Genomic DNA, 13,993 nt, shown 5'->3' on the forward strand with positions numbered 1-13,993 from the left:
TACTCGGGCATGTGGAAGTTTTCCGCAGATCGGGATGACCCTTGTGGACAAACCCTGTGGAAAGGTGGTCATCGGCCCGTCGTTTCGGGGTTCTGGCCTTCTTGACCTGCGATTTCATGTGTTTCAAGCCCCGGTTAAGGCCTGGGTTTGTCCACAGGCGTCCACATGTTGTGCACCGTCTACCCACACCTGACCGCGGCGATCCCCACACGTGTTCCACAAGTTGTCCACAGGCTGTGGGTATTCATTCCAGTCGATCGAGTTCCACGGCCTGATTGAGCGCCTGACGGTCATTGTGTGGTCGGTGCGGTGGTCCACAATGGTGGTCTGACCGGCGCGCGTCGTCGTCGATCCCGAACCCCTCGAAAGGTCCAGCGTGTCCGAAGATCTCGTGCGCACACCCCCGCATGACAACGTGGCCGAGCAGTCCGTGCTGGGCGGCATGATGCTGTCCAAGGACGCGATCGCGGACGTGGTCGAGGTGGTGATGGGGGCGGACTTCTACCGGCCCGCGCACGAATCCATCTACGAGGCGATCGTGAGCCTCTACGGCAAGGGTGAGCCGGCCGACGCGATCACCGTGGCCGACGAACTCACCAAGCGCGGCGAGCTGGACAACGTGGGTGGCGCGGCCTACATCCACTCCTTGATCTCGTCTGTGCCCACCGCGGCCAACGCAGGGTTCTACGCGGAGATCGTGCAGGAACGGGCTGTGCTGCGGCGCCTGGTGGGGGCCGGGACCAAGATCGTGCAGCTGGGCTACTCGCAGGACGGCGAGGTGGAAACCCTGGTCAACGAGGCACAGTCCGAGATCATGACCGTGGCCGAACGCCGCAACTCCGAGGACTACGTGGCCCTCAAAGAGGTCGTGGAGTCAACGGTCGAGGAGATCGAGGCCGCGGGTGGAAAGTCGGGCATGCAGGGCGTGCCTTCCGGCTTCACGGAGTTCGACGAGCTCACGCACGGTCTGCAGGGCGGGCAGATGATCGTGGTGGCGGCCAGGCCGGCCATGGGCAAATCGACGTTCGCAATTGACATCGCCAGGTCAGCGGCCATTAAACACAACATGACCACGGCGATCTTCTCGTTGGAGATGGCGCGCAACGAGATCGCACTCAAGATCCTGTCGGCCGAAGCGACCCTGAACCTGCAGGATCTCCGCAAGGGCACGTTGCGGGACGAGCAGTGGCAGAAGATCGCCTCCACCATGGGCAAGTTGGATTCGGCGCCGCTGTTCATCGACGATTCCCCGAACATGTCGCTCATGGAGATCCGGGCCAAGTGCCGACGGCTCAAGCAGCGGCATGACCTCAAGCTGGTGGTCCTGGACTACCTGCAGCTCATGAGTTCGGGCAAGAAGGTCGAGTCCCGCCAGCAAGAGGTCTCCGAGTTCTCCCGTGCGCTGAAGCTGTTGGCCAAGGAGCTGGACGTCCCGGTCATCGCGTTGTCCCAGCTCAACCGTGGTTCCGAGCAGCGCACGGACAAGCGGCCGATGGTGTCGGACCTTCGTGAAAGTGGGTCGATCGAACAGGATGCGGACATGGTGATCCTGCTGCACCGCGACGACGTGTACGACAAGGAATCGCCGCGCGCGGGAGAAGCGGACGTGATCGTGGCCAAGCACCGTAATGGCCCCACCAAGACCATCGTGGTGGCGTTCCAAGGGCACTACTCGCGGTTCGCGAACATGGCGCACGAGGGGTTCTGATGTAGAGACTCGTACGTGGTGGAAGGGTTGCGGACCGGGGCCCTACCTGCCACTCGACAGGAAACCACTACATGTCAAACACACCGGTGAGCGATAAAAGCGGTTCGTGGTCGGTCGACGGGCTCTTCGACGCTCCGGACATCACTGAAGCCAGCCTCAATCAGCGTGTCGATCCACACCTGCCGCCCGAACAGACCGAAGGTGTGGCACTCGTGATGGACGGAGACCTCCCCGGCCGCCGTTCGCAGGAGCAGCAACCATTCAGTCTGGACTTTCTCATCGTCGGGGTCCGGGTCCCACGTCCAGTCGACCAATCTCGCGGCGCGACCGTCAGGCGCGTTGTTCTCCTCCAGCGTCGTCGACTCGACGAAGGTCTCCGCCAGGTCGTCCGGGACGAACACCGCGACCCCGTCCTCGGCGCAGTGCGCGTATGCCGTAGCCGCCGCGCGCGCCAGGTCTGACCGCGTCGTCATGTAGTCGATGGCATCGTGGGCGAGCACGGCGTCGAAAGTGCGGTCCAGCCGGAGCTCGCGCATGTCGGCTTCAACGTGGAAGCATCCTGGATTCAGCTCGCGTGAGACGGCGAGCATGGAAGCCGACTGATCGGTGAGCGTCATCCCCAACCCTTTCGACAGGTGGTGGGCGAGGAGTCCCGTTCCTGAACCCAGTTCGAGCACCGATCCCTGCGCAGGCAGCAGGGTCTCGATCCAGGCCGCCTCCTCGGCATGACCCTCGACCGGAGAGATGACTGGCCACCAGGACGCGAGGTGCTCGTACAGATCCACACTCAAACTATGTCCAAGAATCCAGCGCGATCGCAATCGTACTGCGGGGATGCTCAACGCCTGACCGCCGCGTCTACCATCGAAGTATGCGCAACAAGGCCACGATCACCCCCGAATCCCTGGTCGTCGAACCGATCGGCCTGGACAAGCTTTGGGCCGTCAAGAAATCCATCACCGTCCCGTTGTCGCACGTCCGCGGCGCGGCCCACACGCCCGGCGCCAAGGACCAGGCGAAGGGCTGGCGCGGGCCGGGCCTGCGGTGGCGCGAAAAGCTGACCGGGACGTTCCACTCGGGTGGTGAGCGCCGGTTCTGGAACATCAGTGGCTTCGACGACGTGGTCACCATTGATCTGGTAGATGAGCAGTATTCGCAGGTCATCATCAGTGTGGACGATCCCGCTGGCACCGCCGAGCGGATCAACACTGCTGCTCACGGCGCGGGCGTGAGCGAGGCCTGAGGCCGGACACCCAAGACCGACCCCCAGCACAATCGCGTGACTACGAGCCCCGGGGACCAGGCCCACTCAAGGCGAGCCGCGCCGTCGTTGGCGTAGTCTCGCCCGGTGGCCACATCCCCCGAACCCCAATCGACCGAACCGCCGGCGCCGGAACCAACCACCCGCCCCGACGACCACGACGACGCCCCACCCCTGGGCAGTCGCTACCAACGTCTGGATGCGGCTGCCGTCAGGCTCTCCACCGCCACGCTCCAGGACCGCATCCGTTCGCGCTTCCCGGATCGCGGCCTGTGGGAGGTCTGCGGCGAGCTGCTGGCCATGGTGGACGAGGTCAGCACCGACAGCGGGATCAGCCGGCGCCGTGTCCGGCTGGCCCGGGTCCTGTCCCGGCTGGGCGTCCTGGCACTGGTGGCGTTCATGGTGGGCGCGATCGGCCTGGCCGCGGCCGACATCATGTCCACGCCGGACGCGCTCACGCCCGTGGACTGGCTCCCGCTGATCGAGACGATCATCAACGACCTGGTCTTCGTGGGCATCGCGGTGTTCTTCCTGGTCGCTGTCCCCGAACGCTTGGAGCGCGCTCGCGTTCTGCGCCTGCTGCACCGGTTGCGTTCGCTGGCCCACGTGATCGACATGCACCAACTCACCAAGGTCCCCGAACGGCTGGAACGCGGTTCCAGGGCCGACGGCGGCCTGGACCTCACTCGCGGGGAACTCACGCACTACCTGGACTACTGCACGGAGATGCTCTCCCTGGTGGGCAAGACGGCCGCGCTGTTCGCCGAGGACACCACGGACGGTGACGTGCTCGACGCCGTCGAAGGCATGGAAACCCTGACCTCGGACATGGCCCGCAAGGTGTGGCAGAAGATCGCAGTCATCCAGACCCAGGGGGCCTGAGCACGGGGCCCGGACCACGACGACGGCGGTCCGGGCCCCGCTGGCAGTTTGGGATCACTCGGGCCGGTCGACCTGACGCAGTGATCCGGTTCGGAGATCCTCTCGTCGCACCACGCGGTACCGGTCGAAGCGCCGGTCCTCACGCAACTGCAGGATCAGGGACACTCCGAGCAGCGCCACGATGATCGTGAAAGGCAGGGCTGAGATCATCGCCGTTTGTTGAAGAGCTGTGAGCCCGCCGACCAGGAAGAGGAACAACGCCACGATTCCGGTCAAGGCACCCCACACGGTCAGGACGGGACGGGTGGGTTCCAGGGTCCCTCGGGACGTGAGCATGGAGAGCACGAACGTGTTCGCGTCGGCACCCGAGACGAAGTACAGGATGACCAGGATGATGCCGATCACCGAGGTCACCTCGACCAGTGGCAGGTGTGCCAACGTGTCGAAAAACGCCTGATTCGGATTCTCCAGGGCGGCCTTGCCAATGGCACCGTCGCCGTCCATGTCGAACTTGATCGCGGTGCCGCCGAAGATCGTGAACCAGATGAAGAACACCAGGCTCGGCACACCCATGACGCCCAACACGAATTCACGGATCGTGCGCCCCCGGGAGATCTTGGCCAGGAACACCCCCACGAAGGCGCCCCAGCTCAACCACCAGGCGAGCATGAAGTAGGTCCACCACTGGTACCACTGCACCTCGTCCGGGGAGGCAGGGGTCATGAAGCTGACCTTGAAGAAGTCGTTGACGTACTGCCCCGAGGCCTCGAAGAAGATGTTGGAGATGAAGTTCGTGGGGCCGGTGACCAGCACGAACAGGGCCAGGCCAACCGAGAGCACGGCGGTGCTCTGGCTCAGGAACTTGATGCCGCGGTTCACACCGGACAGGGCGGAGAGCGTGAAGATCACCGTGATCCCGGCAATGATGGCGACCTTCACGAACGTTGTCTCCGGGATTCCCAGCACCCGGTTGATGCCTTCGGCGATCTGCGAGGCACCCAGCCCCAAGGACGTCGTGGTGCCGAACAGCGTGGCCAACACGGCGAAGATGTCAATCACCTTGCCCGCCCAACCATCCATCGCCTTGCCGAAGATCGGCTTGAGCATGGGGGAGACCAGCCCCGTGTTGCCGCGGCGGTGGGTCGAATAGGCGATGGCCAGACCGAAGACGCCGAACACACCCCAGGCGTGCGGGCCCCAGTCGAAATACGAGAACTGCAGGGCGCGCACGGCGGCCTCGTGCGTGCCGGTGTCCGCCATCCCGTGCGGGGGAGAGGCGAAGTGGCTGATCGGTTCCGCAACCCCGTAGCTGATCAGACCGATTCCCATGACGGCCGAGAGGATCATGGCCAGCCAGGAGAACGTGCTGAACTCGGGGCGCTCGCCGTCGGAGGCGCTCAGTCGGGTCTCCCCGAAGCGGCTGAAACCCAGGAAGACCATGAGCGCAATGCACCCGAAGGACACCAACAGGTAGGTCCAGCCCACGCTGCCGGCCACCCAGTTCATGATCCCGGTCAGGGAGCCGCCCAGGCTCTCCGGGGCCAGGGCCGCCCAGGCGGTGAAGGCCAGGACGAGGACGATGGAGATCCAGAAGACGGTGCCCGGACGGTGCCGTAGGCGATCCGCCTCCAGGACAGCCGGGGTGGGGCCGGACTCCGGTTCCAGCCCGTGTCCAGCGAATTCAGGCTCGTCCGGGTGTGCAACGTAGCCGGGGCCGTGCCCGTCCCAATGGATCCGGTGCCGCTTGTGGGGCGTGAGGTCGTCCATGATTTCATCCGTTCCTGTGGATCCGATGCCCTAGTCCAGGGGATCGAGATTTCGGCTGTCGAAGAACTTGCCGGCCTTGTAGATGATGGGTTCGTCCTCCGAGGTCTCGGCGTGGACCACCCGCCCGATGAACACGGTGTGGGTCAGGGCCTGGAAACGCTCCTTGACCTCCACCTCGACCGCGGCGGCCGAGCCGTCGATCAGGGGTGAACCATTGGGGCCTTCGTGCCACGGCACGCGGGCGAACTTGTCCTTGTCCTTGGAGGCAAAGACCCCAAGCGTCTCCCGCTGTTCACAGCTGAGGATGTTGATCCCCAGGTGCTTCCCGCGGAACAGGGACGGGTAGGTGGAGGAGGTCTTCTGCACGCAGAACAGCACCAGGGGCGGGTCCAGGGAGACGGAGTTGTAGGAGCTGACCGCCAGCCCCTTGGGGGTGCTGGTCTCGTCCAGGACGGACACCACCGTCACACCGGAGACGAATTGGCGGTTGAAGGCCTTGAGCATTTCTCGGTGCGGGGTGCCGTCCAGGTTGTCGACGACGGGGTCGACGGTGTGTTCCTCGAATGCCGAAGCCAGGGAGGACAGACCCAAGTCGTTCAACAGCTGTGTTGCATCCCAGGTGACGTCCTCGGAAATGATCTTTCCGTCCTGGACCGTCACCAGGTTCGAGCCGTAGGTCTCCACGGTGCCTCCGGTGGGCGGAACGCCGTTGAGGGCCTCGGTGAAGGTGCCCGTGGAATGCCAGTACACAGCCGCTGAGTCGCCTTCGACCAGGATCCGATCGATGGAGGTGTGGAGATCGGGCAGGGCTTCACGAATCCTGAGGATCTCGTCCTTGACTTCGTCGATCCCGGACCTGAGCCCGGAGTTAGTGAGGCGCCGGACGTAGCCAGGGCTCACTATTTCGTCCAGGGCATTGACGTTTCCGGAGTCCCAGGCCTTGCTCCAGGCGGATTCGATGTTGCTTCGGAGTGTGTCTTTGAGGTGTGAAATGCCTGTCTCTTGCATGCAAGGAAGGCTAGGGATGTGATGCCCGTTACGTCAAGAGGTCACCGAGAATCCGGATATATGCCGAGATCACGGCACTTGTCATGTGATCGTTGACACTTCAGGTGGGTAAGTCGTACGGTTCTTGTATGCAAGAAACGAACCAAAGCTCCGCGGTCAAGATGACTGACGTCTCACTGCTTGACAGGGTGCGTGACCTGGTCCTCGGGGGCGAGTACGAGCCGGGTGACCTGGTGCCGGAGCAGACGCTGGCCGAGCAGTTCGGGGTCAGCCGTACCCCGGTCCGCGAGGTTCTCAAGCAGTTGCAGAACGAGGGCCTGGTTGAGATTCGTCCCCGCGTGGGGACCTTCGTCCGCCACCCATCCCAGCGAGAGATCGTTGAACTGTTCCAGCTCAAGGAAGCACTGGAAGGTTTGGCGGCCGGCCTGCTGGCCCAACGGGGTGCTGTTCCGGAACTGCAAAGTCTTGAGGAGAATCTGGTGGCCTCCGATCGCGCTGCCTTGGACGGAGACAGTCAGCGCTATGCCGAACTGGTCCACGAATTCCACTGGACGATCGTGCGTGGCTCCGACAACCAGAAACTGCTCGAGCACTACCAACGGCTCATGAACCAGTTGGCGTATCACCGGATCGTGACTCGCACCGTTGCGGATCCCGCCCGGCTCATCAACTCCAACAGTGAACACCACAAGGTGGTTGACGCGATCCGCAACAAGAACGCGGTCAACGCCGAGTTCAGCATGCGCCAGCACGTCAACGCCTCGAGCCAGGCGGCACTGGTTTCCCGCGGGGACGAAGGGTCTAGTGATGACGTCACAGGCTGACCAGTCCACCACCTTCGCATCTCTCGGCCACCAGTTGGGTGTCCGCAGGATCTTCACCGTGCTCCAAGAAGTGCGGGAGGAGGGTGGCCACCCCTTGGACCGCCCCGTGCGTCAGGCCGCAGCGGTGGCTGTGTTGAGCAACCCTTGGTCCGGTACCGGCGTGTACCAGGACCTGGGGGAGCGAACCCGCGACGTCGCGCCCGTCCTGGCCAAACTGTTGACGGACCGCCTGCTCGTAGCGCTCGGCGGCAAGGACGCGATCCAGACCTTCGGCAAGGCCGCCCTGGTCGGAACCGACGGCGAGCTGGAACACGCGGCTGCACTGATCCATACGCCCTACTTCGGCAACCTGGTCCGCGAGATGCTGGGGGGTACCGCGATCATCTGCTTCACCGACGGTCGTTCCGAACCCGGTCCGGACCTCAAGGTCCCGCTGTGGCACAAGACCACGGCGGGATTGCGCGACTACTACCAAACCATCGACCTGCACCTGCCGGATGCCCCCCACCCGGACGAGATTTGCGTAATCGCGGCCGCCTCCGATGGCCCCAGACCGTTTCCCCGCATCGGGGACCGACAAACCGACCCCGACGTCGACACCACCATCCTGAAAGGACTCCTGTCATGAGAATCCGCAAAGTCACCACGATCGTCGAAGAGATCCTGGGAGAGGGCGGCCGGGAGGTCGACCCGACCGCGCGCGTCGCCGTCGTGGCCGCTGTGATCGATAATCCCTGGGCCGGAGAGGGATTCGTGGAAGATCTGGCCCCGGGAATCGACGCCGTGGCCTCTGATCTCGGAGCTGTCCTGGCTCCCCGTGTCATGGAGGCTCTGGGCGCTCCGCTGGAGGCCTACGGCAAGGCCGCGATCGTGGGTATCGACGGCGAGATCGAGCACGGCTCCGCGTTGATCCACACCCTCAAGTTCGGCAACCACTTCCGGGACGCCGCCAACGCGAGCACCTTGCTGCCCGCCGTCGAAAAGCGCGGACTGGCCGGAGCCACCTTTGACATCCCACTCAAGCACTTCACCGACGCCACGATCCGGTCCCACCACCAGACCACGGAAGTGCGGATCGCCGACGCGCCGCACCCGCATGAGATCGTGATCGCGCTCGCCGGGGCCACACGTGGCCGTCCGCAGCAGCGCCTGGCGGATCTCTCGACCGAGCGGTAGATCTCATGGCCGGCAATGACTCGTCGACTCCCGTGGTCCTGCTGCACGGGGTGGGCTTGGACCGGACGATCTGGGCCGAGCTCGAGGGGCTCTTGGACCGCCCCGTGCACGCTCTCGACCTTCCCGGACACGGTGAGCAGCCGCCCTTGACGTCGGAGACCACACTCGCGGAGCTCTCCCAGGACGTCTTGGACCGGCTTCCGGAGGGCAGGGTCCACCTGGTGGGGTTCTCGCTCGGTGCGCTGATCGCCATGCACATCGCTGCCCATCACCCCGAGCGGGTCGAGACCTTGGCCCTGCTCAGCGCGGTGTGTGAGCGCACGGAGGAGGAAGCTGCGGCCGTGGCCACGCGGTTGACCGCAGCCCGTCAGGACTTCGCGGGAAGCATGGCAACGGCACTGGACCGCTGGTTCCCGGAAACGACGGCGAACAGCGCGGTGCTGCGGGAGAGCACCCGTTCGATGCTGTTCGCCAATGACCCCGAGTCCTACGTGAGGGCCTACGAGGTCTTTGCCACGGGCGATCGGCAGATCGCCGGGGACCTAGCCCTGATCCAAGCCCCGACGCTCATGATCACCGGTGCGGAGGACCCTGGCTCCACACCGGACATGAGCCACAGACTCCACGACCGGATCCAGGAGTCCACCGTGACGATCATCCCCGATGCCCGCCACATGATCCCCGTTACCCACCCCCGGGTGCTCGCCCGTGAACTCACGCGGCATTTCGCCCAGGGGTAAGCCCCAGAACAGGAAGGACAGCGTGATGACTGAACTCATCAACCACTTCATCGGCGGCGAGCACGTTGCCCCCAGTTCCGGTGAATACATTCCCAGCACGAACCCCGCAACCCTGGACAAGTTGTACGAATTCGCCCGGGGCAACAAGGCGGACGTCGACCGGGCGGTTCAGAGCGCCAAGACCACGTTCGAGTCCTCCGCCTGGAAACGCACGACGGCAACCCAGCGCGGTCACCTGCTCCGTCGCCTGGCCGATCTGGTCGGAGAGAACACCGAGGAACTGGCCCGCAACGAAACCCTGGACAACGGCAAGCTGCTGAGGGAGATGGTGGGGCAGCTCAAGACCCTGCCGGAGTACCTCTACTACTACGCCGGTCTGGCCGACAAGGTTCAGGGTTCCCAGATCCCCACGAACTCGCTGGACATCATCAATTTCACGCAGCGGGAGCCCCTGGGCGTGGTCGGTGCGATCACCCCGTGGAACTCTCCGTTGACGCTGACGGTCTCCAAGCTGGCCCCCGCGCTGGCTGCCGGGAACACGATTGTCATCAAGCCCAGCGAGTACACCACGCGGAACATCGTGCGGCTCGCGGAACTGGCGTACGAGGCAGGGTTCCCGGCCGGTGCCGTCAACGTGGTGTCCGGAACCGGAGCGGAGGCGGGTGCTCCGCTGGTCGATCACCCGGACATCGCCAAGATCTCCTTCACCGGATCCACCGCCACCGGGTCTGCCATCGGTGCCTCAGCGGGTGCCCGCTTCATCGGGTGCACGCTGGAACTCGGTGGTAAGAGCCCCAACATCGTGTTCGAGGATGCGGACGTGTCCAACGCAGCCATGGGTGTGGTCGCGGGGATCTTCGCTGCGGCCGGTCAGACGTGCATTGCCGGTTCCCGGGTGTTCGCGCACCGAAGCGTGTACGACGAACTGCTCGCGCGGGTCAGCGAACGGGCCGCGACCATCAAGATTGGTGACCCGTTGGAGCAGAGCACGGAGCTGGGCCCGCTGGCTTTCGAGTCGCAGCTCGAAAAGGTCAGGTCTTACATCGACATCGGCGTGGGTGAGGGCGCCACGGTGTACTCGGGAGGCAATCGCCCCGAAATCGACCTCCCCGGGTATTTCCTGGAGCCCACCGTGCTGACCGGCACCACCAATGACATGCGGGTGTGCCGGGAGGAGATCTTCGGCCCCGTCGCAGCGGTCATGCCGTTCGACACGGAGGAGGAGGTGCTGCGGCTGGCCAACGACACGACCTACGGTCTGGCGGCGGGCGTGTGGACCTCCAACCTGCAGCGGGCCATGCGGATGTCCCAAGGGCTTCAGGCCGGGACGGTGTGGATCAACATGTATCGCGCCATGTCCCCGCAGTCCCCTCGGCAGGGGTTCAAGACCTCCGGGGTGGGTATCGAGCACGGACTGGAGTCCATGAACGAGTACACCAAGCTCAAGTCCGTGTGGATCAACACGGACGAAGGGCCCATGGCCGATCCCTTCGTGATGAGGGGCTGATCGCGCATGCCGATTATCGACATCTCCATTGCCAAGGGTCGCACCCCCGAACAACTGCGAAACCTCATCGACGGCGTTCATCGGGCCGCGGAAACGACGACGGGCGCCGCTCCGGAGAACATCACGGTTCTGGTCCGTGAGGTCGAGCCCAGCCTGTGGGCCCGGACCAACCAGACCATCACCGAGCGAACCAGCACGACCCGTACACAGTCCTGACTGCGGAACTGACCACAGAACTCACGAAATCGCGACGTCGCCGAGGACGTCGTGGGATCCGGAAGGGAGCAATCATGCGATTCTCACTGTTCATCCACATGGAGCGTTGGGACGACTCCGTGAGCGAGAAGGAGCACTGGGACAACCTGGTCGAACTGGTCCAGATTGCCGAGAAGGGCGGTTTCGGCACCGTATGGATCGGGGAGCACCACTCCATGGAGTACACCGCCTCGCCCAACCCGATGATCCAGCTGGGATACCTGGCGGCCAGGACCGAAAAGATCCGCCTGGGTGCGGGAACGATCGTGGCTCCGTTCTGGAACCCGATCCGCGCGGCCGGTGAGACCGCCCTGCTGGACGTCATCAGCAACGGCCGCGCCGAGGTGGGTGTGGCTCGCGGTGCGTACCAGTTCGAGTTCAACCGACTCTGCGGCGGCATACCCGCAGCCGACGGTGGCAAGTACCTCCGCGAACTGGTTCCCGCCATGGAGCAGCTGTGGAACGGGGACTACGAACACGACGGCGAGATCTGGCGGTTTCCGGTCTCCACCTCCGTTCCCAAACCCCTCAACCCCTCCAACCCGCCGATCTGGATCGCCGCGCGCAGCGAGGAGACCCATCACTGGGCCGTGGAGAACGGCTGGAACGTCCAGGTCACGCCGTTGATGAAGGGCGACGAGGAGGTCCAGGACCTCATGGACAAGTTCAACGCCGCCGTCGCAGCTCATCCGGAGGTGGAGAAGCGCCCGGAGATCATGGTGCTCAAACACACCTATGTCCACGCCACGGAGGATGCCGAGGGGTGGCGGCCCGCGGCGGATGCCATCAATCGGTTCTACCGGACCTTCCAGTCCTGGGCCTTCGGCAAGGACGAACCCGTCAATGGCTTCAAGGATCCGGCACCTCTGGAGGCTGTGGCCGAACGTCCCGAGTTTGCGGCTGACTCCCTGCACAAGACCGCGATGATCGGCACCCCGGACGAGGTGTCCGAACGGATCCAGCGGTACCAGGACATGGGCTACGACGAATACAGCTACTGGACCGACAACGGGATGACGCACGAGGAGAAGAAGCGCTCCCTGCAGTTGTTCGTGGACCAGGTGGTTCCGCGGTTCCAGTGAGGACAACTGCCTGACCGGCATCGGGCGGACAGTCGCTGAGGAGGCGGCTGCCCGCCCGGTGTCGTCGTCATGGGTGCAGAACCTCGAGTACGGCGGGCAGTTCGGTGACGCCGTCGTCGTCCAGGAAGTGACCGGCGCCGGGCACCACCCGAGCCTGGATACCTAGTTGATGTGCGAAGTCGTCGCTGAGGTCTGCCGGAACCAGCGCATCGTTGTCTGAGCGCAGGACTGCGCTCCGGCCCAGGGCGGGCCGAACCGCCGACAGATCCAGACTGCGGGCGACGACGGCGGTGCCGGGTTCTAGCTGCCCGATGGCATCCACCACCCGTGGGATCCAGGTGGCGGCATCAGGACGCTCGGGATCGGGGAGAGAGACCACGTTCGCGTGGGGGATCCGATCCGCAAGCCAGCCGAACCAGTGGTCGTGGGCCGTGGCGCCGAAGCCGTGGACGATCACGACCTTGTCCGGGAAGCTGATTCGATCGGTGCCAGCGGGAATGTGGTTGGTCGATGTCATGTTCGGGAGGTTAGACCTTGACGCCAGCGTCAGGGTCAAGTGCTGGCGTGGTGGGAGGAGAGCGGTGCAGATCGGGGAGTTCGCCGAACGGGCGGGTGTCAGTGCGCGGGCACTGCGGCATTACGAACAGCGGGGATTGCTGACGCCGCAGCGGTCCAGCGGCGGCTATCGGCAGTACACCGGTGACGACCTGGCGGATGTCGCACGAATTCGAGTGATGATCGAGGCCGGGTTGAGCACCGAGGCGGTGGGCCGCTATTTGGACTGCGTTCGCACCGGTGCCGATCGAACGGAGATTGAGCTGTGCCCTGCACTTGAGCGGGAGCTGAACGACGTGGAACGTCGCTTGTCGGCGGGCATGGAGCGCCTCACGCGTACTCGCGAGGCGCTCCATGCCTTGACCCGTGCCGTTGTTCCTGAGGTCAGCGACTGACGGTCCTGCCCAGGCTCGTCCACAGCGAAGCCCACTGGTCGACGGTCAGGTCTCGCGGCAAGCTGCGGTGGGGGACACCGGCTCTCACGATGGCGCGTCGAATTACTGGCATCTGGTGCCCGGTCGCTTTACAGAGAATCTGGGCCAAACTCCGGCCCCGGCCGGTGAACGACCGGTGCACGAACTGTTCGTACGCCACGCGCTCGCGGCCGGGGACCAAGGGCGGTCCTCGCCGGATGATGCTCAGAATGCCCCCGTCCACGCTGGGCATGGGCCTGAAGGCGGTGGCGGGGACGCGGCCCTCCAAGCTGAACTCGAACCACGGTGCGGCCTGAGCGGTCATCATCGTGGACCCGCCGACTCCCGCGCGCTTGCGCGCCACTTCCCACTGCGTGAGCAGGACGGCGTGCCGCCATTCGCCCGAGGAGAGGAGGCGGCGCAGTAGGGGTGTGGTCAGGTGAAACGGGATGTTTCCGACGACGACCCGTGAATCCAGCGGATACCGCATGGCGTCCGCGCATTCGACCTGAACCGTCGGGAAGCGGTTGGTCAGACGGCGGGTGCGGTGCTCGTCGATGTCGATGGCCGTCAGCGGTCGGTTGAGCTCTGCGAGTCGGCGTGTCAGGGCGCCGTCGCCGGCACCGATTTCCAGGATGGGTCCCGACGTCGCCGAAACCAGGTCGACGATGCGGGCGATGGTCGGTGTGTGGCTGAGGAAGTTCTGGCCCAGTTCGTGGCGTCCGCCATGGCGAGAACGTGGCATGAGTGCGCTCCAGAGATTAGGTGTGGAGCACCTCGGGGAAACGGGATCACTCAAGCGGGTACGGCTCAGT

General features: G+C 64.6%; 16 protein-coding genes. 11 read left to right on the forward strand and 5 right to left on the reverse strand.

The window, feature by feature from the left end; all coding sequences use genetic code 11:
• Positions 1 to 376: 376 nt before the first annotated feature.
• A complete protein-coding gene (dnaB, locus tag EDL96_RS03060) occupies positions 377 to 1,708 on the forward strand; it encodes a replicative DNA helicase (RefSeq protein ID WP_123824353.1) in 1,332 nt (443 codons plus the stop codon).
• Between the two features lie 74 nt (positions 1,709 to 1,782).
• On the opposite strand, the gene EDL96_RS03065 is transcribed toward dnaB, so the two are convergent.
• Positions 1,783 to 2,550 carry a class I SAM-dependent methyltransferase gene (locus EDL96_RS03065; protein WP_123824354.1) on the reverse strand — a complete coding sequence of 256 codons (768 nt, stop codon included), beginning with the start codon at positions 2,548 to 2,550 and terminating at the stop codon, positions 1,783 to 1,785.
• Positions 2,551 to 2,579: 29 nt separating this feature from the next.
• On the opposite strand from EDL96_RS03065, the gene EDL96_RS03070 reads away from it, so the two are divergent.
• Both EDL96_RS03070 and EDL96_RS03075 read left to right on the forward strand, forming a co-directional pair.
• Complete coding sequence (locus EDL96_RS03070; RefSeq protein ID WP_123824355.1) at positions 2,580 to 2,951, forward strand: hypothetical protein; 372 nt, start codon at positions 2,580 to 2,582, stop codon at positions 2,949 to 2,951.
• Between the two features lie 105 nt (positions 2,952 to 3,056).
• Positions 3,057 to 3,851 (forward strand): hypothetical protein, encoded by a 795-nt coding sequence (locus tag EDL96_RS03075; protein WP_123824356.1) that lies wholly within the window; start codon positions 3,057 to 3,059, stop codon positions 3,849 to 3,851.
• A gap of 54 nt (positions 3,852 to 3,905) precedes the next feature.
• Here EDL96_RS03075 and EDL96_RS03080 read toward each other — a convergent pair whose 3' ends face one another.
• Together EDL96_RS03080 and EDL96_RS03085 are read right to left on the reverse strand one after the other, a co-directional pair.
• Positions 3,906 to 5,618, reverse strand: a complete 1,713-nt coding sequence (locus tag EDL96_RS03080) for a BCCT family transporter (protein ID WP_123824357.1) — start codon at positions 5,616 to 5,618, stop codon at positions 3,906 to 3,908.
• Between the two features lie 30 nt (positions 5,619 to 5,648).
• A complete protein-coding gene (locus tag EDL96_RS03085) occupies positions 5,649 to 6,626 on the reverse strand; it encodes a flavin reductase (RefSeq protein ID WP_123824358.1) in 978 nt (325 codons plus the stop codon).
• Between the two features lie 128 nt (positions 6,627 to 6,754).
• Here EDL96_RS03085 and EDL96_RS03090 point away from each other — a divergent pair, with 128 nt between their 5' ends.
• The 7 genes from EDL96_RS03090 to EDL96_RS03120 all read left to right on the forward strand — a co-directional run bounded on the left by EDL96_RS03090 (position 6,755) and on the right by EDL96_RS03120 (position 12,210).
• Positions 6,755 to 7,450, forward strand: coding sequence for a GntR family transcriptional regulator (locus EDL96_RS03090; RefSeq protein WP_123824359.1), 696 nt, complete (start codon positions 6,755 to 6,757; stop codon positions 7,448 to 7,450).
• Complete coding sequence (locus EDL96_RS03095; RefSeq protein ID WP_123824360.1) at positions 7,434 to 8,078, forward strand: amino acid synthesis family protein; 645 nt, start codon at positions 7,434 to 7,436, stop codon at positions 8,076 to 8,078. Before EDL96_RS03090 ends, EDL96_RS03095 begins: the two co-directional genes overlap by 17 nt.
• Positions 8,075 to 8,626, forward strand: coding sequence for an amino acid synthesis family protein (locus EDL96_RS03100; RefSeq protein WP_123824361.1), 552 nt, complete (start codon positions 8,075 to 8,077; stop codon positions 8,624 to 8,626). The genes EDL96_RS03095 and EDL96_RS03100 overlap by 4 nt, the downstream gene beginning before the upstream one ends.
• 5 nt (positions 8,627 to 8,631) lie before the next feature.
• Complete coding sequence (locus tag EDL96_RS03105) at positions 8,632 to 9,366, forward strand: alpha/beta fold hydrolase (RefSeq protein ID WP_123824362.1); 735 nt, start codon at positions 8,632 to 8,634, stop codon at positions 9,364 to 9,366.
• Between the two features lie 25 nt (positions 9,367 to 9,391).
• Positions 9,392 to 10,873 (forward strand): aldehyde dehydrogenase, encoded by a 1,482-nt coding sequence (locus EDL96_RS03110; protein WP_123824363.1) that lies wholly within the window; start codon positions 9,392 to 9,394, stop codon positions 10,871 to 10,873.
• Positions 10,874 to 10,879: 6 nt separating this feature from the next.
• A complete protein-coding gene (locus EDL96_RS03115; RefSeq protein WP_123824364.1) occupies positions 10,880 to 11,089 on the forward strand; it encodes a tautomerase family protein in 210 nt (69 codons plus the stop codon).
• A 74-nt stretch (positions 11,090 to 11,163) separates the two neighbouring features.
• Positions 11,164 to 12,210, forward strand: a complete 1,047-nt coding sequence (locus EDL96_RS03120; RefSeq protein ID WP_123824365.1) for an LLM class flavin-dependent oxidoreductase — start codon at positions 11,164 to 11,166, stop codon at positions 12,208 to 12,210.
• A 67-nt stretch (positions 12,211 to 12,277) separates the two neighbouring features.
• On the opposite strand, the gene EDL96_RS03125 is transcribed toward EDL96_RS03120, so the two are convergent.
• A complete protein-coding gene (locus tag EDL96_RS03125) occupies positions 12,278 to 12,727 on the reverse strand; it encodes an RBBP9/YdeN family alpha/beta hydrolase (RefSeq protein WP_123824366.1) in 450 nt (149 codons plus the stop codon).
• Between the two features lie 64 nt (positions 12,728 to 12,791).
• Between EDL96_RS03125 and EDL96_RS03130 the strand changes: the two genes are divergently transcribed.
• The gene (locus EDL96_RS03130; RefSeq protein WP_123824367.1) at positions 12,792 to 13,160 is read left to right on the forward strand and encodes a MerR family transcriptional regulator; all 369 of its coding nucleotides are present in this window, start codon (positions 12,792 to 12,794) and stop codon (positions 13,158 to 13,160) included.
• On the opposite strand, the gene erm is transcribed toward EDL96_RS03130, so the two are convergent.
• Positions 13,150 to 13,923 carry a 23S ribosomal RNA methyltransferase Erm gene (gene erm / locus EDL96_RS03135; protein WP_123824368.1) on the reverse strand — a complete coding sequence of 258 codons (774 nt, stop codon included), beginning with the start codon at positions 13,921 to 13,923 and terminating at the stop codon, positions 13,150 to 13,152. The two genes, EDL96_RS03130 and erm, sit on opposite strands and share 11 nt — an antisense overlap.
• Positions 13,924 to 13,993 lie beyond the last annotated feature (70 nt).

The sequence above is a fragment of the Kocuria soli genome, assembly GCF_003797835.1.
GTDB classification, from domain to species: Bacteria; Actinomycetota; Actinomycetes; order Actinomycetales; family Micrococcaceae; genus Kocuria; species Kocuria soli.